Origin of the sequence: Protofrankia sp. Cr2, assembly GCF_963555885.1 — a bacterium.
Classification (GTDB): Bacteria; Actinomycetota; Actinomycetes; order Frankiales; family Frankiaceae; genus Protofrankia.
The window spans coordinates 1-19668 of record NZ_CAUVXG010000032.1 but is presented as its reverse complement, the minus strand read 5'-3'; the positions used below and the strand labels follow the sequence as shown (position 1 = coordinate 19668).

At 67.1% G+C, this 19668-nt stretch carries 23 protein-coding genes; 11 read left to right on the top strand and 12 right to left on the bottom strand.

Annotated elements, in window-relative coordinates; genetic code table 11:
• Positions 1-57: 57 nt before the first annotated feature.
• Both U9978_RS15255 and U9978_RS15250 read right to left on the bottom strand, forming a co-directional pair.
• Entirely contained in the window at positions 58-915 is an 858-nt protein-coding gene (locus tag U9978_RS15255) for a carbohydrate ABC transporter permease (RefSeq protein ID WP_322761823.1), read from the bottom strand.
• 23 nt (positions 916-938) lie between these two features.
• Positions 939-1844, bottom strand: a complete 906-nt coding sequence (locus U9978_RS15250; protein ID WP_322761795.1) for a sugar ABC transporter permease — start codon at positions 1842-1844, stop codon at positions 939-941.
• Positions 1845-2160: 316 nt separating this feature from the next.
• Between U9978_RS15250 and U9978_RS15245 the strand changes: the two genes are divergently transcribed.
• The 5 genes from U9978_RS15245 (at position 2161) to U9978_RS15225 (ending at position 6888) form a co-directional block, all read left to right on the top strand.
• Positions 2161-3384: a DUF349 domain-containing protein gene (locus U9978_RS15245; protein WP_322761794.1), complete on the top strand. Its 1224-nt coding sequence runs from the start codon at positions 2161-2163 to the stop codon at positions 3382-3384.
• Between the two features lie 352 nt (positions 3385-3736).
• Entirely contained in the window at positions 3737-4507 is a 771-nt protein-coding gene (locus U9978_RS15240; protein WP_322761793.1) for a helix-turn-helix domain-containing protein, read from the top strand.
• A 66-nt stretch (positions 4508-4573) separates the two neighbouring features.
• Positions 4574-5065 (top strand): hypothetical protein, encoded by a 492-nt coding sequence (locus U9978_RS15235; RefSeq protein WP_322761792.1) that lies wholly within the window; start codon positions 4574-4576, stop codon positions 5063-5065.
• Between the two features lie 155 nt (positions 5066-5220).
• Positions 5221-6174, top strand: a complete 954-nt coding sequence (locus tag U9978_RS15230; RefSeq protein ID WP_322761791.1) for an aldo/keto reductase — start codon at positions 5221-5223, stop codon at positions 6172-6174.
• A gap of 195 nt (positions 6175-6369) precedes the next feature.
• Complete coding sequence (locus U9978_RS15225) at positions 6370-6888, top strand: O-acetyl-ADP-ribose deacetylase (protein ID WP_322761790.1); 519 nt, start codon at positions 6370-6372, stop codon at positions 6886-6888.
• A 27-nt stretch (positions 6889-6915) separates the two neighbouring features.
• Here U9978_RS15225 and U9978_RS15220 read toward each other — a convergent pair whose 3' ends face one another.
• Positions 6916-7854: a class I SAM-dependent methyltransferase gene (locus tag U9978_RS15220; RefSeq protein WP_322761789.1), complete on the bottom strand. Its 939-nt coding sequence runs from the start codon at positions 7852-7854 to the stop codon at positions 6916-6918.
• A 444-nt stretch (positions 7855-8298) separates the two neighbouring features.
• On the opposite strand from U9978_RS15220, the gene mshA reads away from it, so the two are divergent.
• Together mshA and U9978_RS15210 are read left to right on the top strand one after the other, a co-directional pair.
• Complete coding sequence (gene mshA, locus U9978_RS15215; RefSeq protein WP_416210989.1) at positions 8299-9537, top strand: D-inositol-3-phosphate glycosyltransferase; 1239 nt, start codon at positions 8299-8301, stop codon at positions 9535-9537.
• A gap of 48 nt (positions 9538-9585) precedes the next feature.
• Positions 9586-10110 carry a YbjN domain-containing protein gene (locus tag U9978_RS15210; protein WP_322761787.1) on the top strand — a complete coding sequence of 175 codons (525 nt, stop codon included), beginning with the start codon at positions 9586-9588 and terminating at the stop codon, positions 10108-10110.
• Between the two features lie 25 nt (positions 10111-10135).
• On the opposite strand, the gene U9978_RS15205 is transcribed toward U9978_RS15210, so the two are convergent.
• Positions 10136-10669 (bottom strand): FABP family protein, encoded by a 534-nt coding sequence (locus U9978_RS15205; protein ID WP_322761786.1) that lies wholly within the window; start codon positions 10667-10669, stop codon positions 10136-10138.
• 274 nt (positions 10670-10943) lie between these two features.
• Positions 10944-11855 carry an intradiol ring-cleavage dioxygenase gene (locus U9978_RS15200; protein ID WP_322761785.1) on the bottom strand — a complete coding sequence of 304 codons (912 nt, stop codon included), beginning with the start codon at positions 11853-11855 and terminating at the stop codon, positions 10944-10946.
• 152 nt (positions 11856-12007) lie between these two features.
• On the opposite strand from U9978_RS15200, the gene U9978_RS15195 reads away from it, so the two are divergent.
• Both U9978_RS15195 and U9978_RS15190 read left to right on the top strand, forming a co-directional pair.
• On the top strand, positions 12008-12367 hold the full coding sequence (locus tag U9978_RS15195; protein WP_322761784.1) for a DsrE family protein: 360 nt from the start codon (positions 12008-12010) through the stop codon (positions 12365-12367).
• A 141-nt stretch (positions 12368-12508) separates the two neighbouring features.
• Positions 12509-12736, top strand: coding sequence for a hypothetical protein (locus tag U9978_RS15190; RefSeq protein WP_322761783.1), 228 nt, complete (start codon positions 12509-12511; stop codon positions 12734-12736).
• Between the two features lie 65 nt (positions 12737-12801).
• On the opposite strand, the gene U9978_RS15185 is transcribed toward U9978_RS15190, so the two are convergent.
• The 7 genes from U9978_RS15185 to U9978_RS15155 all read right to left on the bottom strand — a co-directional run bounded on the left by U9978_RS15185 (position 12802) and on the right by U9978_RS15155 (position 17491).
• Complete coding sequence (locus U9978_RS15185; protein WP_322761782.1) at positions 12802-13101, bottom strand: DUF1416 domain-containing protein; 300 nt, start codon at positions 13099-13101, stop codon at positions 12802-12804.
• Between the two features lie 3 nt (positions 13102-13104).
• Entirely contained in the window at positions 13105-13938 is an 834-nt protein-coding gene (locus U9978_RS15180) for a sulfurtransferase (protein WP_322761781.1), read from the bottom strand.
• Positions 13935-14348, bottom strand: a complete 414-nt coding sequence (locus U9978_RS15175) for a DUF4395 domain-containing protein (protein ID WP_322761780.1) — start codon at positions 14346-14348, stop codon at positions 13935-13937. The genes U9978_RS15180 and U9978_RS15175 overlap by 4 nt, the downstream gene beginning before the upstream one ends.
• A 210-nt stretch (positions 14349-14558) precedes the next feature.
• Positions 14559-14984 (bottom strand): thioredoxin family protein, encoded by a 426-nt coding sequence (locus U9978_RS15170; protein WP_322761779.1) that lies wholly within the window; start codon positions 14982-14984, stop codon positions 14559-14561.
• A 305-nt stretch (positions 14985-15289) separates the two neighbouring features.
• On the bottom strand, positions 15290-16159 hold the full coding sequence (locus U9978_RS15165) for a hypothetical protein (protein WP_322761778.1): 870 nt from the start codon (positions 16157-16159) through the stop codon (positions 15290-15292).
• A gap of 157 nt (positions 16160-16316) precedes the next feature.
• Positions 16317-16571, bottom strand: a complete 255-nt coding sequence (locus U9978_RS15160; protein ID WP_322761777.1) for a MoaD/ThiS family protein — start codon at positions 16569-16571, stop codon at positions 16317-16319.
• Positions 16559-17491 carry an alpha/beta hydrolase gene (locus U9978_RS15155; protein WP_322761776.1) on the bottom strand — a complete coding sequence of 311 codons (933 nt, stop codon included), beginning with the start codon at positions 17489-17491 and terminating at the stop codon, positions 16559-16561. Before U9978_RS15155 ends, U9978_RS15160 begins: the two co-directional genes overlap by 13 nt.
• A gap of 130 nt (positions 17492-17621) precedes the next feature.
• On the opposite strand from U9978_RS15155, the gene U9978_RS15150 reads away from it, so the two are divergent.
• Both U9978_RS15150 and mshD read left to right on the top strand, forming a co-directional pair.
• Complete coding sequence (locus U9978_RS15150) at positions 17622-18374, top strand: response regulator transcription factor (protein WP_322761775.1); 753 nt, start codon at positions 17622-17624, stop codon at positions 18372-18374.
• Positions 18375-18565: 191 nt separating this feature from the next.
• Positions 18566-19582 (top strand): mycothiol synthase, encoded by a 1017-nt coding sequence (gene mshD, locus U9978_RS15145; RefSeq protein WP_322761774.1) that lies wholly within the window; start codon positions 18566-18568, stop codon positions 19580-19582.
• Positions 19583-19668: the final 86 nt, after the last annotated feature.

The following is a 19668-nucleotide window of genomic DNA, read 5'->3' as shown; positions in this document are numbered from 1 at the left end:
CCCCAAGCGGTCTGGACAGACGGGTCCGGATCAAGTGTCTTCCTCTCGGGCACGCTCTCATCCCTCGGCACCGACACCGGTGCCGGTGATTCCGGCGGCCAATCGCCGCTGAGCTAGGATGAACACGACAAGTGTTGGAATGCTTACAATCAACGCCGCAGCCGAAAGCTGGGCGAAGTCCGGGAAACCGCCGCTGGCCGAAACCAGGTTCACCAGAGCCAACGGCGGGGTCGCGATATCCGGTGAGCGTGCCACCAGCAGCGGCCAAAGATACTCGTTAAACGAGAGCAGGAAGCTGAAGGTCGCGACCGTGGCGACCGCCGGCATCGACAGCGGTAGAACGACCGCACGCAGCGTCCGCCAGATGCCGAGGCCGTCCATTCTGGCCGCTTCCAGGAGCGCTACCGGAATCGTGCTCATATACTGCCGGAGCAGGAAGATTCCCGCAGCATTGGTCATGAAGGGCAGCACCAGCCCGGCTCTGGTGTCGGCCAGACCGAGCGCGGAAATCGTCACATAGTTCGGTATGGCGGTGATCTGTGGCGGGACCAGCAGAGTCGCGAGCACCACCGCGAACAGGGCCGTACGGCCGCGAAACCGAAGGCAGCCGAATGCATAGGCAGCTGGTATCGCCGTGGCGAGCTGCAGAAGCATGATCACAATGCTCACCCCGGCTCCGGTCACCAGCGCCCGGCCGAGGTCTGCCGCGTCGAACGCACGCGGGAAGGCCGCGAAGCCGACCTCCGACGGGATCAGGTTCGACGACAGTCCGAGCACACTCTGCGGTGGACCCACCGCAGTACGCAGCATCCACCAGAAGGGCAGGAAGGCGCCGCCGATCCCGACGGCGAGCAACGCCCAGCGCAGACCGGTTGAGATGATCGATGCAGGGGAACTGACCGGCTGGACGCGAATCACCGCTGACTCGCCCTCGATGGTCACACCGCCACCTCACGAGCGGCTCGGGCACGTGCCCATCGCCCGACGACAGCGCCGGCGACGCCGAGTAGGACAACGGCGACCAACAGCAACAACGCCAGCATGGAGGCATAGCCGATCCGAAACGATCCGGTAAACCCTGTCTCGTAAATGTAGTACACGATCGTCGTGCTGGAACCCAGCGGACCACCCTGTGTGAGGACCGCGACCGTCTCGAACGTCTGCAGGGTGAGAATCGTCGCAAAAACCGCAACGAATACGGTGGTGGGAGCCAGCAGCGGCAGCGTGATTCGACGCAGCCTCGCCCAGCCGCGGACGCCGTCGACATCAGCGGCCTCGTGCACCGATCTCGGGATTGTGGTGAGCCCCGCGAGGTATACGACGAAGACGAAACTCGCCAACCGCCAAGCGCCGACGAGCGCCACCACCGGCAACGCGGTGGATGTATCCCCGAGCCAGTCGACCGGGCTGATCCCGAACCAGCCGACCACAGTGTTCGCCAGCGCATGCGGATCGGCCGCGAAAATATAGGCGAAGACAACCGCCACGGCGACGAGATTGGCGCTCACCGGAAGAAACAGCGCAAGGCGGACAAGCGCACGCCCCCGGGTCACCCGTTCGGCCGCGAGCGCCAGGCCGAGGCCGACCACCACCGCCGGAATAACGGTGATCAGGCAGTAGACCACGGTATTACGGACGGCCTGCGCAAGGTCCGGATCATGCAGAGCATCACGGAAGTTGGCAGTGCCGACCCAGTGGAGGCTCGGACCGGTGAGGGTCTTGTCGGTGCCCGCGACGAACGCGGAGACCAGCGCCGGAGCGATCGTGAACACGCCGAGGCCGACGGATGCCGGCAGCAACAGGGCCGCCACCCGCCACCCTGGGCGCTGGAACACCGCGCTCATGGAGCAGCGGCCGGGCACAGTCGCGATGCCGGTCGCGATGCCGGTCGGCCACGCGTGCCCAGCTGGGACGGACCTGTTCGGTACACGGTTAGGAATCTTGACCGGTGACGGGGCATTTGTATACGACCAAGCCGTGTCGACACGGCGACCACACAAAGCCGACATTCGATCACCGGCAGACCTGCGAACAACGCCCTAACTGCCACAGAACGTTACAGATTCACCACCTTGAGTCCGATGGCAACGCTTCGGCTTCTGGTCCGACAATCAGGTGTGCCCCTTCGGCGCGATCCCTGCAAGAATGTCAATCGACCTGATGTCGATCTTCGGGGCCACAATGAGTGAGCGCAACAGTTCCGACTGGGGGCGCGTCGGCGACGACGGCACCGTGTACGTACGGACGGCCATGGGCGAACGCCCGGTCGGTTCCTGGCGGGCCGGCAGCCCGGCGGAGGGCCTCGCGCACTTCGGCCGGCGCTACGAGGACCTAGCGGCCGAAGTCGTGCTGCTCGAACAACGCCTTACCGTCCCCAGCGCCGAGCCTGCGGACCTCGCCTCGAGCGCACGCCGACTGCTGAGCTCCCTTGACACTGTCGCTGTCGTGGGCGATCTGGCGATCCTGGCCCGGCGCCTCGAGGCGGTACTGCGCGCAGTCGACGAGCAGAAGGCCAACCGCGCGGCCGAGCGGGCACAGCGGACCGCCGCGGCGATCGAAGCGAAGGAGGCGATCGTCGCCGAAGGCGAACGCCTCGCCGGCAGCTCCGATTGGAAGGCGTCGGGCGAACGGTTCCGCGCTATCGCCACAGAGTTCCGGGCAATCACCGGGGTGGATCGCCGCACGGACACCGAGCTGTGGAAAAGGGTGACCACTGCCCGCGATGAGTTCAACCGACGCCGGACCGCTCACTTCGCCGCACTTGACCAACAACGTGCGCAGGCCAAGGAACGCAAGGATGCGATTGTCGCCGAGGCCGAAACCCTCGCAGACTCCACCGAGTGGTCATCTAGCAGTGCTCGGTACCGGGCGCTGCTAGATGGCTGGAAGTCGGCAGGACGTGCGCCCAAGGACGCCGAGGACGCCCTGTGGCTGCGCTTCCGGTCCGCGCAGGACACGTTTTTCGCCCGTCGCAACACTGCCAACGCCGAACGTGACGCTGAGCTGCGCACGAATCAGGCCGGCAAGGAGCAGCTGCTCGCCGAGGCTGCCGCGATCGACCCCGGCCAGCCCGAGCAGGCGCTGCGCAAGCTTCGGGAAATCGAACAGCGCTGGGACAGCATCGGAAAGGTGCCCCGGGATGCCGGCGCCGACCTCGAGCGCCGGCTGTCCGCCGCTGGTGACCGCATCCGTCACGCGGCGGACGCGCGGTGGCGCCGTCCGGAGACGACGGAATCCGCATTTGTGACGACATTGCGGGAGTCCGTCGCCAAACTGGAGGCAAAGTTGGAGCGGGCACAGGCCGGCGGACGCACGGACGAGGTAGCGAAAGCCGAGTCGGCGCTTGCGACACAGCGTGAATGGCTTGCGCACGCGACCCGCTAGAAGCGTCCGACCCGTCACGCGGTAGGCCCGGACTTTCGGCCGCGCCGACAGGAACCCCTGCGCACGCGACATACGCCCCTTGTCGTGCGCCCGGCAGGCCCGTTTATCATGATCAATTAGGTGCAACGCCGAGCCCGCTGATCCCCAGGCGGGGTATACCCGACCGGCTGGGCGCTTGCCACAGCTAGCAGTCGGACGTACGCTTCACAGCGTTGGTTGCCCGGTCTTGCGGGTCCCACCATTACGGACATGGTTCTTCCGGGATTCCGCTCAGCCAAAGGCGACGTGGTCACGAATTCTCCGCGTCACCGCCGGCCAATACGATCTAGATGGGAGGAGGTTGACATCCAACATGCCACCCCTGAATGTGCGTGATCTCGGAGACTTCATCAGGGACCAGCGCAAAACCGCCCAGATTTCCCTTCGTCAGCTCGCTCGACAGGCCGGGGTCAGCAATCCCTATCTGAGCCAGATAGAGCGTGGTCTGCGAAAGCCGTCCGCGGAGATCCTGCAGCAGATCGCCAAGGCACTCCGAATCTCCGCAGAAGTGCTTTACGTACAAGCCGGTATTCTCGACGAGCGGTCATCCGACAATGACGTCGTCGTCTCGATCCTCGCGGACGCGAGTCTCACCGAACGACAGAAGCAGGTTATCATTGAGATCTACGACGCGTTCCGTAAGGAGAACTCGACCTACGAACTGATACCCGAATCACCCACGGTTGACGGCTCGAACACCGAACGGAACAATCCGGACGCAACCACAAACCCCGGCTCGGGGCTGGACGCTGGGTTCGACCAATCAGCCGCCCCCCCGAACGGTGCCGCCCCGCAGGGCGTCGCGGAAGGCGGCACGGAGGCGACGACCACCTCCACCAAGGGCAGCCAGGCAAAGAGAGCCACAAGCGCGCGGAAGACGGCCAGAACCCGACCGGTCGGCGATCCCGAACCACGAACGCCGGCGGCTCGGCGAGCACGCTCAACCGAAGCCAGCGGGGAAACCGGCAGGAATGTCAATGGCAAGGCCCCGACGAAGGCCGGCCCGACAGTATCCGACGGCTCCGCGCCTACCACTATGGCGACCGTTGAACCAGCCAGCCATGACCCGGCAGAGGACGCCTAAAAATCGATCGATCAGCAACATGACGACAACCGAAGGCCATGCCATAACCGTGAAGCAGGAGGAGTAATGGCCACGATCCGAACCACCGCCCACACATCGGACGACGCCGCCGAGGTCGAGGGTACCGTCAAGATCCAGCTGTCAGAGGTCCGCAAGCCCCTGTACGCCTCCGTTGGTGCTGCCGACGCCGCCGTCGAGAAGATCCTCACGCTTCCCACGACCTACGTGGACGAGGTCAAGAAGCTTCCCGGCCGGGTCAACGACATTTCCACCCAGGCCCAGAAACTACCGATCAACGTGCAGACAGTAGTCAAGGCGCTGCCCGCCACGGTGGGTTCGCAACTTTCCGACCTGCAAGGACGCGCAACTTCGCTCTACAACAGCTTTGCCGATCGGGGCGAGAAGCGGGTTTCCAGCATTCGTCGGAGCCCGGTCACCGAGGAGGCTGTTTCCCGTACCAGGGCCGCGGTCAGCCAGACCATGGCCGCTCGCACGTCGACTCGCAGGGCAGCCGAAACTGTAAGCACGGCCGTCAGCGACGCCGCTTCGTCCGACTGACCCCAGCGCATCCGGCGCCCGCGACCAGCGACCCTTCCCGAGCAGACTCCATCAGCACTCGGGAAACACAACCGTACATCACCGGCCTGTTTCGGTGACCACGGGTCCCGGACCCGAACGTGCGGGACCCGTGGTGTCTCGTGTTGTATTGAGATATGAGATTTCGCCCACTTGGATCCTCCGGCCTGCTGGTTTCCGTCGTCGGTCTCGGCTGCAACAATTTCGGTTCAAGGGTTGACCTCGAGGGCACCCGGGCCGTCGTCACCGCCGCACTCGACAACGGCATCACGCTCTTCGACACCGCTGACACTTACGGCAACAAGGGCGGATCGGAAACCCTGCTCGGCCATATCCTGCGAACTCGACGCGACGACGTCGTCCTCGCTACCAAGTTCGGCCACGACATGGGTGGCACATACGGCCCCGACTTCAACGCACGCGCTTCCCGTCGATACATCCGCAAAGCCGTGGAAGGGTCGCTTCGTCGACTTCAGACTGACTACATCGATCTTTTCCAGCTCCACGGACCCGACGCGTTCACTCCGGTCGAGGAGACCCTGACCGCACTCGACGAGGTCGTCCGCGAAGGCAAGGTCCGCTACGTGGGCTCATCGAACCTGGTGGCCTGGCAGATCGCGGACGCCGAGTGGACCGCACGCGCATCCGGTACCACCCGCTTCATCTCAGCGCAGAACCACTACAACCTGCTGGAACGCGGCGTGGAGGCCGAACTCGTCCCGGCCGCGCAGAAGTACGGCATCGGCGTGCTGCCGTACTTCCCACTCGCGAACGGCATTCTCACCGGGAAGTACATGCGGGACGAGCAGCCGCCGCCCGGGACACGGCTTGCGGGTCGCCAGGACGAGCTGACAGACACGGTATTCGACCGGGTCGAGGCGCTGGAGACCTTCGCCCGCGAACGCGGCCGCTCGCTGCTGGACGTGGCAATGGGTGGTCTGGCCGCGCAGCCGGCGGTAGCGTCGGTGATCGCCGGCGCCACCACAGCAGAACAGGTCCGAGCGAACGCCGCGGCCGGCGAGTGGCAGCCACGGGCCGACGACCTCGCAGTCCTCGACAAGATTGCCCCGACCCGACGCCCGAAATCCTGATGCCGCCCACGCGGCGGCGACTGACACCGGTCAGCCGTAGGTCGGTTCGGTCGTGATGGCGACCTTTGTCACCTACGCTCGACCTCCGTCGGGCCGACCGCGCCAGGGCGCGGCTGTCCGTAGGGCGCAACCTGGCCCTGTGTCCCCGAGGACGGCTGTCCCCGAAGACGGCGGTCATGGTTGAAGATGGCGGTCATGGTTGAAGTGAGGCTGGTGCGGGGGGACATCACCGAACAGGACGTCGATGCCGTGGTCAACGCGGCGAACTCGTCGCTGCTCGGTGGCGGCGGAGTGGACGGCGCGATCCACCGCCGCGGCGGACCCGAGATCCTCGCCGCATGCCGGGCGCTGCGCGCGAGCACCCTGGGCGGTGGCCTACCGACCGGCCAGGCGGTTGCCACGACAGCGGGACGACTGGCTGCCCGGCATGTCATCCACGTGGTCGGCCCCGTCTGGTCGGCAACGCAGGACCGCTCGCAGCTGCTGCAGTCCTGTTACGAGCAGGCCCTGCGTGTCGCAACCGAGCTTGGCGCCGCATCCGTGGCCTTCCCCGCGGTCAGCGCGGGTGCATACGGCTGGCCACGTGAGGACGCCGCCCGCATCGCCGTGGGCACCGTCCTGACCACGGCGACCGACGTGCGGGAAGCCCGCTTCGTGCTGTTTGACGAGGCCACCCACGCGGCCTTCCAGACGGCTCTGGACGCGCTTCGCTGATGCGCCGCCTCAGCCCGCTGCGCCACCTCAGCCGCTGACCGCGGCGGTGGCAGCGCTCGCACGGGTGGGCGGCCACGCCACGGTGACCTCACCCAGCCGCCATCGCCGCGCGTTGCCGCGCACCGGCCAACCGTCCGCCAGCATGACTTCGACCGCCGCAACCCAGCGTTGCCTCGGCCCGAACACCGCGCGCGGCGCCATCCGCGTCCAGGCGTCGTCGAACGAGGTCAGCAACGCGTGAACATCCTCGCCTGCAACGTTGCGGGCGATCAGCGACTTCGGCAGCCGTTGCGCGATCTCGGACGGACGGCTCAGGCTCGGCAGATGCGCCGCCAGGGTAAGCGTGGTGCCGCCCGGCCATGATTGCGGTGAGAGCCCCCACATCGGTCCCGGTGCCCCCGGCCGTACCACCGTGCCCACCTCGGTGGCGGCAGCGAGTGAACTGTTGATTGCGAACCAGCATGCGCGCCTGCCGATCTCGTCGCAGGTCCCTTCGACCAGCAGACCGCCGGGGGCGATCCGTTGGAGCATCGATGCCCAGGCCGGGCCGACCGCCGCGGCCTCATACTGGCGGAGCACGTTCAGCGCGCGAACCAGCACCGGGCGCAGCCCCGCGAGCTCGAATCCACCATGGGTAAAAGCCAGCCGCGGCGGGTGGGCGGACGGGGCCGCCGCTACCACCCGGTCCCGGTCGATCTCCAACCCGACGACCCTGACGTCGGGCACGACCCGAGCCAATCGTTGGTACAGCTCAACCGTGGTAATCGGGGATGAACCAAAACCGAGATCGACGACCAGCGGGGCGGGCACACCGCGCAGGCGGGCCGCCTGCGTCCCGATGATCCAACGATCCACCCTGCGCAGGCGATTCGGATTGGTCGTCCCGCGGGTCGCGAGCCCCAGCGCCCTGGCGCGGCCAGCGGCCAGCCGAGGCTCACGGCGGCGGACGGGAAAGGTACCGGACACGGCTTCACGATCGCAGGGCCATGGCCGCCCGAACAGTCACCCCCCGACCAGCCACCGCCGCTCGGTTCTGACCGCTCGGTTCAGGCTCATGGTCGCCGGCCGGCCGCGACGGGCCCGTCGATCGCGGCCCAGCGAACATCGCCAAAGGTAAGAGAATAATCACTCTTCGTCCGATATCGGCCCATCGACTCCGCTGGTGGCAGTATGTATCGGGCTCCCGTCGGGACGACGACGCGCCGCGAAGGAGGCAGCCGGACCGGGCTCGTACCTCAGACCTCGGGCGGAGGTGCCCGCAGGCCGCTGTGCGTGTCGTCGAACGCGTCCGGGCATGCAGGCGGCGGATCTGTTGTTCGAACATTCGGGAAGCTGGCGATCGATGCGTCCGGCTCATTATGGAGGTGGTCGGTGCGTCGGGTCCGGTTCGGCCACCCTCGTCGGGTTGCCATGCTGTCGATGCACACATCACCGCTGGAACAACCGGGGACCGGTGACGCGGGCGGGATGAATGTGTACGTGGTCGAGCTGTCCCGGCAGCTCGCCACGCTCGGCACCGAGGTTGAGATCTTCACCAGAGCCACCAGCAGCACGGTGGAGCCGACGGTCACGCTTGCCCCCGGGGTCACAGTGCGTCACGTTGATGCAGGCCCGTTCGGGGACGTCGGACGAGAGGACCTTCCGGCCTGGTTGTGCTCGTTCATCGTGGATGTGCTGCGGACTGAGGCCGCGCAGGAGCCCGGCTGGTTCGACGTCATCCATTCGCACTACTGGCTGTCAGGCCAGGTGGGGCTCGCCCTCTCCCGGCGATGGGCGGTCCCGCTGGTGCACACGGCCCACACCCTGGCAAAGGTCAAGAACCGTGCGCTTGCCGACGGTGACCGACCAGAACCGCCGAACCGCATCGCCGGCGAGCAGGAGGTCGTCGCCGGTGCGAGCCGGATGATCGCATCCACCGCTGATGAGCGGCACCATCTCATCGATCTCTACGGAGCGGATCCGAACCTTGTCGACGTGGTGGCGCCCGGAGTCGATCTGGAGGTGTTCCGCCCTGGGGAGGCGTCGGCGGCGCGGACCCGCCTCGGCCTGCCACCGGACGTGGTACTGCTGCTCTTCGTCGGGCGGATCCAGCCGCTGAAGGCGCCTGACGTGCTTCTGCACGCCGCCGCCCACCTGCTGGCGCATGAACCGGCGTTGCGGGACCGCATGGTGGTCGCCATCGTCGGCGGACCGAGCGGCTCAGGCCTCGACCGGCCGGACGCACTGGTCAAGCTCGCCGCCGAGCTGGGCATCTCCGATGTGGTCCGATTTCAGCCACCGGTTCCCCAAGTGGAGCTTGCCGACTGGTACCGGGCCGCGAGCGCGGTCGTCGTCCCCAGCCATAGCGAGAGCTTCGGGTTGGTCGCGCTAGAGGCCCAGGCATGTGGGACGCCGGTCGTCGCGGCCGCCGTCGGCGGGTTGCGCACGGCTGTCCGCCACGGCATTTCGGGAATCCTGGTGGAAGGACGTGATCCGGCCGCCTACGCCGATGCGCTGGCCCGGCTGATCGGTCAGCCCCGCTGGCGGCGGCGGCTCGCCGCCGGCGCAGTACGACGCGCCACGGAGTTCGGCTGGTCTGCGACAGCACGCGGCGTCATGGCCGGCTACCGTGACGCAGCGGCGCTGGCGACCGTTCCAGCGACCGCCTGACGACCTGTTACTCCGTACCCCTCGTTCATGATCATATGGAGGTGCACTGTGTCACGGCCTGTGGACGATACCGAGCGGGCACGCATCGACCGTGTGATCAACGATGCCCTGGACGACATCGGTCTGCCCTACGAGCGGGTGGACGAAGGATCCTTCCTGGTCACTGTGGAAGGCGACCACAAGCTCCGGACGATGACATGGCTGATCATAGGGGACCACACCCTGCGCATCGAGGCATTCTTCATGCGCCGGCCCGCCGAGAATCCGGCGGACACATACGCGTTCCTGCTCGGACGCAACGCCAGGAGCTACGGTGTGCACTTCTCGATAGACCTGGTCGGGGACATCTACCTCACCGGTCAGCTTCCACTGACGGCGATCACCGCCGACGAGATCGACCGTGTGCTCGGTTGCACCCGTACCTACTCGGACGAAAACTTCGACCCGGCCCTCACGCTCGGGTTCGCTGGCGCCATCGAGCGGGAGAAGGCATGGCGTGCTCGGGTCACCGCCGCCGAGACCGCCGAGGTAAGCCCCCGGATGCAGGGGCTGGGAGCCTCCGGCGGCCCTTGAGCTGCGCCCCTATTGCCGGTCGCTCTTAAGAGCGCACCCGGGTAAGGCGCGCGGACAGGTGCGACTGCAACGGTTTACCCTCGGCCTCCATGTCAATGGCATAGGCAAGATCACCGTCTTCGACGATGCCGTACAGCCGCTCTGAACGGTTGACCCTGCGTGCCGTGGCGGTCCGGATCACGACGTTGGACCGCAGGTCCACGCGCGTACCGACCACATCACCGACGTAAATCTCACTGATGCCGAACGGATGGGCGAGCATGACCTCGACTGTGGGCGGCCCGTCGCCATCCGGTGGCGCGACGCGCCAGAACCCCACCTCGGCGGCCAACGGGCTGCCCTCGTCGCGGCCGTCGCGAGGCTCACCGACCCACCAGGTCCGGGACTCATACGACAGGGCCGGACGGCCGCTACCGGCGAAAACGACCTCCTGGCCATAGCGGAAGCCAGCCATCCCCTCGTAGCCGCCGACGCCCTCACCGCGCCAGGTACCCACGAGGAATGCCAGTGGCAGCAGACTGGGATGGAGGTCGACGACCGGCCCCGGCGGTGTGGTCACGTCGGCACCGCCGCACGCGGGCGCGTGCCGGAAACGCTCAACGCTGGCCTGCGTACAGCTTGTAGACGACGTACACGGAGAACCACCCGATGAGTACCGCCACCATGATCAACAGCGCGGTGAAGAATGTTTCCAGCACGCGCCCAGCCTATCCGCCATGCACCGGTCCGGCGCCGTGATGCCAGCCCTGTGACGCAGCGGTGCGGCACCCCTGCAGCCGCACCGCCCCTGCAGCCGCAGAGTGCGGCTGCAGGGGCGGTCTTAGCACATCCCGTTACGCGCTGGTGGGCGATGCGCTCGGTGCACCACTGGGCGGGGTACCACCCGGCGCACCACTCGGCGGGGTGCCGCCGCCACCGCCACCGCCTGAGGTCGCCGTGAAACTGGGATCAACACCAACAGCGATCGTGCCGATGAAGCCTGCGGAGGCCGACCCGGTCACGGTCAGCAGGCCGTCCTGCACGCCCTTGCCCGTGTAGACCCTGTCATTGGCGAGCGTGGTGATCGTGCCGGTGTGCGAGCTGTATGGTTTGGTCGCCTCCACCTGGGTCACCAGGCTGTCCGCGAAGAAGAACTGACCGGTGTGGTGAGGTGTACCGCCCGCGTAGGTGTTGGCGGTGCTGTCCACCGCGCCACCGGTGTAGACCTTACAGTGAATGTGCACCGCGCGCGGGTTGTACCAACCAGGAAAGATCGTCCTGAACTCGACGACGCCGCTGCTGTTGGTGAACTGGATCCCACGCAGGTAGGTGTTCTCGTCACCGACACCGTCCTCGGCCGGCGCGCTGCCACCGGGGCTGGACGAGGTGAAGCCCGAGTAGTAGCCCCAGGCGTCACAGTGCCAGATCCCCACCGCCACGTTCGACAGCGGGGCGCACGAATTCTTGTAGTCGACGACGGTGACCCGCAGCGTGAGTGCGGCACCGGATTTGCCCTCGGTGATGTTCTTGCGCACGATGCTCTTGTCCAGCCAGAACGGACCCTGCTCCAGCTCGGAGGTCAGCACACAGGTACTGGCCGCCGAAGTCGTGGCCGAGGGAGTCGCCGTGGCCGTGCCTGTACCCGACGACGATCCACCGGGGAGGCTGGTGACCTGGCAGCCGGCAAGCGCGGCTCCGCCGAGCGTGACACCACCGAGCGCGAAGAGCTTGCGCCTGTTCAACGGTGTTGCAGTGAAATCGGTCATGGCATCAGGATGATGATTCTTCCCGTCAGAACCCTTGGCGCGAGCTGTGCATCGTCTGTGAGGACAGCCAACCGGCCCACTCCTCGATCATCACCAGGATGTCGATGGCGCGCGGGCTTCCCGGGTTCGCCGGACCATGCAGACTAGGCCTCATGGGTTCCCTGGTCATCAAGGCGACTGCCGGCTCGGACGCGCCGGAGCGATGCTCGCAGGCGTTCACCGTCGCCGCCGTCGCAGTCGCCAGTGGTGCGGAGGTCTCCTTGTGGCTTACCGGCGAGTCCGCCTGGTTCGCGCTGCCAGGACGCGCCGCCGAGTTCGCGCTGCCTGAGTCCGCGCCTCTCGTCGACCTGCTGGATGCGGTTCTGACCGCTGGACAGGTGACTGTCTGTACTCAGTGTGCGGCACGGCGAGGCATCGGCCCCGATGATGTACTCCCGGGTGTACGCATCGCGGGCGCCGCCGTCTTCGTGTCGGAGGTGCTGGCCGAGGGAGCCCAGGGGCTCGTGTACTGACCTGATCTTCTGATGCCAGCCTGCAGAACCCTGCCGGGCAACGGCCCCACCTGCCGGGCAACGGCTCCTGCAAAGGCAGACCACGGCCGGCACACGAGGAGACTCCTTCACGGCGTCGGCCGGATGCGGTTTTGTGAGCGCATGATGCACGAACCCGATGTCCTGTACGCAGTCGTCCAGTTTGACAGCACCGCGCGGCGGACGGTCCGGCGAGTCGTCGCACCATTTCCGGACCGAAGTTCCGCTGCGCTGTTCGCGACCGACAACGGTCTGCGCGACTTCGCCGTCGGCCCGATGGCGTTCGCCGTGCCAACGCGGGCTGCCTGCACCGGCCAGAGCATTCCCACGCCCCGGTCGGGTGGTTACTGACAAGAGCCGGAAACCCCGACGGCGCGATCGTAACCCTGCGCGCGCCGCCGGGGTCGTGGAAAAACCTATGCGGCTACTTCCACCTCGGTGTCGACGGGCTCGCCTTGGCGGGCGACGACCGTCCGCTCGCCGGACCCGCCCGGAACCAGCGCCCGGACGGTCCACGAGCCCGGCCGGGCAAAGAAACGGAACTGACCGGTCGCGGACAGCGGCACCTCGGCGGTGAAGTCCCCACCCTCGTCCAACAGGCGCGCATAACCCGATGAAACGGGCGAACCGTCCTTTAGAACAACACCCTGGATGACAGTCTCCTTGGCCACGTCAATTCCCTCCACCGAAGGTCCGCCGCTGGTCGCACCGCACACGTGTCAGACGTCCTTCTCGATCGGGACGCCGACCAGTGAACCGTACTCGGTCCACGAGCCGTCGTAGTTCTTCACATTCGGCAGGTCGAGCAGTTCGTGCAGCGCGAACCAGGTGTGTGCCGAACGCTCACCGATGCGGCAGTAGGCGATGGTCTCCTGCGTAAGATCCACCCCCGCGTCGGAGTACAGGGTGGTCAGCTCGTCGTTCGTCTTGAACGTGCCGTCCTCGTTCGCGGTTTTCGCCCACGGAATGTTCTTCGCGGTCGGGACGTGTCCGGCCCGTTGTGACTGCTCCTGCGGCAGGTGCGCCGGAGCAAGCAGCCGCCCTGCGAACTCGTCGGGCGAGCGGACGTCGACGAGGTTCTTCTCGCCGATCGCGATTATGACCTCGTCCCGGAAGGCGCGGATGTCGGTGCGGGCGTCGCCGGCGGTGTACTGGGTGGCCGGCCGCTCCTGGACCTCTTCGGTCAGCGCGCGGCTGTCCAGTTCCCACTTCTTGCGACCACCGTCGAGCAACTTGACGTCGGCATGCCCGTAGAGGGTGAAATACCAGTAGGCATAAGCTGCGAACCAGTTGTTGTTACCACCGTAGAGAACGACGGTGTCGTCGTTCGCGATGCCCTTGGTCGACAGCAGCTTCTCGAACTGCTCCTTGTTGACGAAGTCGCGGATCACCGGGTCCTGAAGCTCCGACTTCCAGTCGAGGCGGACCGCGCCCGGGATGTGACCCTTGTCATAGGCGGAGACATCCTCGTCGACCTCGACCAGGACGACCTTGGGGTCTGTCAGGTGCGCTTCGGCCCAGGCCGGGTCGACGAGCGCGTTGGAACGACTCATGCGTGCACTCCCTTCACGGAACGGATGGCAAGATATATGTGACAACCGAGACAAAAGTTGATGGCAGCGTTCAGGAACGCCGCTACAAATGCAAACGCGGTGGCGGTGTAGCCAAGAGGAGGGACACCGGCGAGAAATCCGATCGTGCCCACCGCACCGAACGCCGCGCCGACCGCCTGCGCGAACCGGGGTGGTCGTGCATCCTCCAGCTCGGCCGGCGCTCCCAGACGGGGGCGGATCAAGGTGCGATAGAGCAGCCCGTACGGTGCCCACCGGAGTCCCAACACGGCCCCGGTCAGGAAGACCGCGGTCTGCGCGAGGAGTAGCCATCCGCTGGCGGTAAGCAAAACCATTGCGAGGACAACACTGGTCACGACGGCGGCAAATCGGGGACCTCGCGGGTCAACCACGAACTCATCTCCTGAGGGGCGGGCCCGCCGACAGCGGGCGACATCAACGCACAGATCAGGAAAGTCGACACGATGTGCTACCGACACGACACAAATCGATCGTGCGGCGGCTGACGAGCTCGGTGGCGAACATAACCTCTCGACCGTAGCAGCGAACATGACCGATGTGTTACCGATACGACCACCTGTAGCGGTGATCGAAGCTGCCGGTCACGGTGCCGGGCACGGTGCCGGTCCCGGAGCCTCGCCTTCTGCGGCGGACACCGCACCTACGGCGACTTCCAGTGCGGCGAAGACAGCTGCCCTGCCTGGTGGGGCGCCGCTGGCCCGAGCGACCTCCCGAGCCTGCGCATCAAGGACCAGAACGGTCGGCGTCCGCCGTATCCGCAGCCGCCTGACCAGCTCCAGATGCGACTCGGCATCGACCTCGAGATGGCGCACGCCCGCCACGGTCGCGGCAACGTCGGCGAGGATGCGCCGGGTCATCCGGCAGGGGGCGCAGAACGCCGTGGAGAACTGCAGCAGCGTGGCACGCGTGCCGGGTGTGATACCCAGCTCCACAAGATCGCTTGCAAGCTCCAGGCGCGGCTCCCCGCCGTACGGATGCGCACTGGCACGGGAATCCACTGCAGGCATGTCAGATACAGGCGTGTCAGACATCGTGGATATGCCCGATACGCCCGTAACGGGGTCACCCGCCGCAGGGGTGCCGGCCGCCGGGCTACCCGTAGCCGTAGCCGAAACCGGAGCCGAAGCCGAAGCCGAAGCCGACATGCGGGTCATCCGGAACCGCCCGTCTCGAACCCGAATGACCATAATGATCACACCGACGGCCGCCAGCGCCCCGAGTAGCACACACATCCCGGTCACGACAGCGTCCAGCGCATCCGGACGCCGATTTCTTCCTGACCCCGCGGCGCCGACCACTTAGAGCGAGCGTGTCATCCCGCGAGCGTGTGAGCGACTGCATACACGAACACCGCCGCCACGGCCAGCGGGAGTACTGCGACAAGAGGCCATTCGAACTCCGGATCACCGCTGGCACGCAGCTCGGCGATCCCACGGGCGACAACCATGTCGATGATGACGGCTACCGTCGCGGCTACCGTCGCGATCGCCGTGCCGTCGGAAACGGTCAACCCGGCGGCCGCGGCACCGAAGGCAGCCCCACCAGCGGCGGCCGCCACCAGGCCGATGGCCCGGGAGATCAACCACCAGCCGGCCGGTAGGACCACCCGGCCGCCGGCGAACGCCGCGCAGGCCCGCGCGACCATGACCGCCGAACCCCCGCCGACGAGGCCGACAGCCGCCATCGCGGGGCCGCCCGCCCGGCCGGCCGGCGTTTCGATCGAGGCCACGTCCACGTAGCCGGTCAGCAGGGTGACGATGAGAACCCCGCTGAGCCCCGCAGCCATGTCCACCGTCACTCTCACGGGCTGATCCGGTGTCGCCGGACCGGGGGGGCCGGCCCGCCGCCGCGCCAGCTGACCGAGGATGACCGCCACCACCGCGACACCGATGACCCCGGCGCCGTCGCCGATCTCGTGGGAGTCGCTGACCAGCACGATGGCGTCCGCGGCCAGCGCGGCCAAGCCGACGATCACCAAGGTCCCGATGGAACCGGCAAACGTCCGTACCCATGCCCAGCCGAGGAGAAACTGCTCGATGGCGATGACGGCGACGAGCGGCAACGGCCCGACGCCGGCAACCAGCGCCGGGACGGCTGCGGCCACCGCTGTCGAGACACCGGTGAGGAACACCGACGGTCCACCCACCGGGCGTGACCGCTGCGCCGCCACGGATGCCGGCACGTCTACCGACTCCGTTCTGACGGCCGTCTCGGCCCCGCGGGCTCGCACACCACCATGCTCCCATACCCCGGCGACTACACCGGCGACGATGCGAGCGCGACGAACCGGACGAAGCCGACCGGACAGGTGCACCTCACAGAGCCGATCACGGCGCCCCTCACCCACCGGCGAACGGCGGGAGCACCTCCACCACAGCGCCGTCCGTAAGTGCCACGTCGGCATGGCTCCGGGTGCCGACCGGGGCATCGTCCACCAGGAACGCGCAACGCGCCAGCACAGCCGTCAACCGCCCCGGACGAGCCCGAGAGACCGCGTCCAGTAGCTCGGCCAGGGTATCGGCGTTCTGCTGCTCCTCAGGTACCCCGGCCGCATCCCTGGCCCCGGCCCAGTAACGGATCGTCACGCAAGCCATGGGAACTCCGGGAGCTCGGGGGTGTCATCACGGTCTGATCGCGGGCGCGCCGACGCGTCCGGGCCGGGCTGGTCCGGGATCAGCCGGTCGACGCCTGCCCGCTCAGCGCGGCCGACGAGCAGATCGGGTAGGTGGCGGCCGAGACGGTCCAGCAGCCCTGGGACAAGCCCCGATTCGGCGTGCCCGAAGCCTGGAATGATCCACAACTGGCCGTGCTCCCCCGAAGCCACCGCCAGCGACCGAGGATGCTCCAGGGTGAAGTAGGCGTCCCGGTCTCCGTGGACGAACAGAACCGGCGTCGGCGCGATCCGGCCGGCGACGTCGAGCGGGGACGCCGGGATCATCGGCCAGATTTCGGACATCAGCCGTACGCCGAGCGCCTGGCGGGCGATGCGCCGGCCGGCGGCTGTCTCCGCAAGCCAGCTCAGCCGCCGCATCGCGGCGGTGTCACGGACGTACCAGCGGCTCGGCGCGCTCACGCTGACGACCGCGTCAACGGGGTTCCGCACGGGGTACCCGCGCACGCAGTCCCCGCCGCGGGCGAAGGCCGCGTGGCGGAGCACCGCGGCAGCGCCCATTGACCAACCGACGGTGATGACGTTCAGGTAACCGAGCCGCCGGGCTTCCCCCACCGCCGCGTCCACATCCAGAACTTCCAGGTCGCCGAGGGTGCACACGCCCGAGGACAGGCCGTGGCCCCGCAGATCCGGGGTGAGCACACCCGCATAGGGCCGGATGCCGTCGCTGACCGCCCTGACCGGGGGTTTGTCACGAAAACCGGAAAAACCGTGGGCGATGACGACGCCAAGATCAAAACTATGGTCGACGGCAGAAGCAACACGGACGCAATGGGTCGTGGCGAGGATCTCACCGTCCGAGGTGGGAAGAACCCCGAAGACAGTAGGAGTGGAGGAGGGCACTCCGCTATCCTCCCCACAGGCCGGTATTCGTTTCATGCCCATGACGGTCGTGGAACGCGGGGGGCCGGTCGCAAGGTATCCGTGGGTCGACGCTGCCCCAACATCGCAACCGAACCCTGGAGGAGTCGACTTGAGCGTCGTCCTGTTGCTCACCAACGCCCCCGGACCGTCCGCGGAGTCCTTTCCCTCACTCGGGCTCCTGACTCACACCGTTCGCGTCGCACCACTCGAGGCCAGCGCGCTCCTGGACGCACCGCCGGTGGACGTCGTCGTGGTGGACGGGCGCCGGGAACTCGTCGTCGCCCGTGGCCTGTGCCGCCTCCTGCGCACAACCGGGCTCACCACTCCCCTGCTCGCGCTCGTCACCGAGGGTGGGCTGGCCGCGGTATCAGCCGACTGGGGCGTCGATGACGTCGTCCTCGACAGCGCCGGACCGGCTGAGGTCGAAGCGCGGTTGCGGCTCGCGATCGGTCGCGTCGCGGCGGCCGGCGGCACTGCGGAAGCCGGTGTCATCCGGTCCGGCGACCTGTCGGTGGACGAGACCACCTACTCGGCCAAGCTGCGCGGTCGTCCGCTCGAGCTCACCTTCAAGGAATTCGAGCTGCTGAAGTACCTCGCCCAGCACCCGGGCCGGGTCTTCACCCGCGCCCAGCTCCTGCAGGAGGTGTGGGGCTACGACTACTACGGAGGTACCCGGACGGTCGACGTCCACGTGCGTCGGCTGCGGGCCAAGCTCGGCCCGGAGCACGAGTCGATGATCGGTACGGTGCGGCACGTCGGTTACAAATTCGTCGCGCCTCCGATCGCACCGCTCCCTGAAGACGCAGCGGCCAGCCACAACGACAGGGACGTGGCTCGCACCCCCCAGCGGGTCTCGCTCTAGGATGCCGTGGCCGAAGGGCGCGCGAAAACCATGATCGCATACCCTTCGGCCACGCAGACAAACGGATGCCTCCGGGCATGCGAAAACCATGATCGCATACCCTTCGGCCACGCAGACAAACGGATGCCTCCGGGCATGCGAAAACCATGATCGCATACCCTTCGGCCAGGCCAACCTTCTACTGTCGCCCAATGGCGCTGTACTGGACCCGGCAACTGACCTCTCACGACGTCGACGTCCTACGGGACCTGGTGATCATAGCCACCGGGACGGACGGGGTCGCCCCGTTGTCCGATGATGCAATGTTGCGATTGTCGCCCGATCCACTCACCAGCGGGCATCATCTGATCATCGCCGCATCAGACGCATCAGACGCATCAGACGCATCAGACGCATCAGACGCATCACCATCGCGCCAGATCGCCGGATACGCCTACCTGGCCATCCGCTCCGATGACAGCTGGCAGGCGGAGCTGGTCGTGCATCCCGGACAACGGCGCCGTGGCTGCGGCGGGCACCTTCTCGCCACGCTGACCGCATCCGCTGACCAGGCCGGCGCGCAGCTCAATGTCTGGGCGCACGGCGACCCACCCGCGACGGTGACGCTGGCGCACCGGTACGGCTTCGTTCGCGAACGCGTGCTCTGGCAGCTGCGCCGACCGCTGTCCGCCCTCCCCGACCTAGCACTGCCACCGGGCGTCACCATCCGCACCTTCATCCCGGGACAGGACGAGGACGCATTGGTAGCGGTCAACCGTGCTGCCTTCACCGACCACCCCGAGCAGGGGCGCTGGACGGTAAGCGATGTTCGTCTGCGGGAGGCCGAGCCGTGGTTCGACCCGGCGGGCTTGTTCCTCGCCGAGTCCGCCGGCCGGCTGGCCGGTTTCCACTGGACAAAGGTTCACCACGGCATCGACGACATACCCGGGCCCGGCCACATCGCGACAGCCGAGGCAGCCACCACGAAGACGGACGTCGGTGAGGTCTACGTCGTTGGTCTGGAGCCCACATTCGCAGGTCGCGGGCTCGGCCGCGCCTTGACCCTCATCGGGCTGCACCACCTACGTGATCAGGGCCTGACAACGGCGATGCTCTACGTCGAAGACCTCAACCAGCGGGCAATGCGCCTGTACGAAGGTCTGGGCTTCACCCGGTACCGCGCGGACATCTCCTACCGGCGCGCACCTGGCGCAGGTTCTCAGACCTGATCAGACCTCATCTCGATCAGCGCTCTGGGGACTGCGGCATCCGGGCGCACGATCTGACGATCGTCGCGCGCCCTTCGGCGCTCTAA

Bases quoted from the DNA above. Each gene is read 5' to 3' on its own strand.
- U9978_RS15250 (WP_322761795.1), bottom strand. From the start codon at position 1,844: ATGAGCGCGGTGTTCCAGCGCCCAGGGTGGCGGGTGGCGGCCCTGTTG.
- U9978_RS15245 (WP_322761794.1), top strand. From the start codon at position 2,161: ATGTCGATCTTCGGGGCCACAATGAGTGAGCGCAACAGTTCCGACTGG.
- U9978_RS15240 (WP_322761793.1), top strand. From the start codon at position 3,737: ATGCCACCCCTGAATGTGCGTGATCTCGGAGACTTCATCAGGGACCAG.
- U9978_RS15235 (WP_322761792.1), top strand. From the start codon at position 4,574: ATGGCCACGATCCGAACCACCGCCCACACATCGGACGACGCCGCCGAG.
- U9978_RS15230 (WP_322761791.1), top strand. From the start codon at position 5,221: ATGAGATTTCGCCCACTTGGATCCTCCGGCCTGCTGGTTTCCGTCGTC.
- U9978_RS15225 (WP_322761790.1), top strand. From the start codon at position 6,370: ATGGTTGAAGTGAGGCTGGTGCGGGGGGACATCACCGAACAGGACGTC.
- mshA (WP_416210989.1), top strand. From the start codon at position 8,299: ATGCTGTCGATGCACACATCACCGCTGGAACAACCGGGGACCGGTGAC.
- U9978_RS15200 (WP_322761785.1), bottom strand. From the start codon at position 11,855: ATGACCGATTTCACTGCAACACCGTTGAACAGGCGCAAGCTCTTCGCG.
- U9978_RS15195 (WP_322761784.1), top strand. From the start codon at position 12,008: ATGGGTTCCCTGGTCATCAAGGCGACTGCCGGCTCGGACGCGCCGGAG.
- U9978_RS15190 (WP_322761783.1), top strand. From the start codon at position 12,509: ATGATGCACGAACCCGATGTCCTGTACGCAGTCGTCCAGTTTGACAGC.
- U9978_RS15180 (WP_322761781.1), bottom strand. From the start codon at position 13,938: ATGAGTCGTTCCAACGCGCTCGTCGACCCGGCCTGGGCCGAAGCGCAC.
- U9978_RS15170 (WP_322761779.1), bottom strand. From the start codon at position 14,984: ATGCCTGCAGTGGATTCCCGTGCCAGTGCGCATCCGTACGGCGGGGAG.
- U9978_RS15160 (WP_322761777.1), bottom strand. From the start codon at position 16,571: ATGGCTTGCGTGACGATCCGTTACTGGGCCGGGGCCAGGGATGCGGCC.
- mshD (WP_322761774.1), top strand. From the start codon at position 18,566: ATGGCGCTGTACTGGACCCGGCAACTGACCTCTCACGACGTCGACGTC.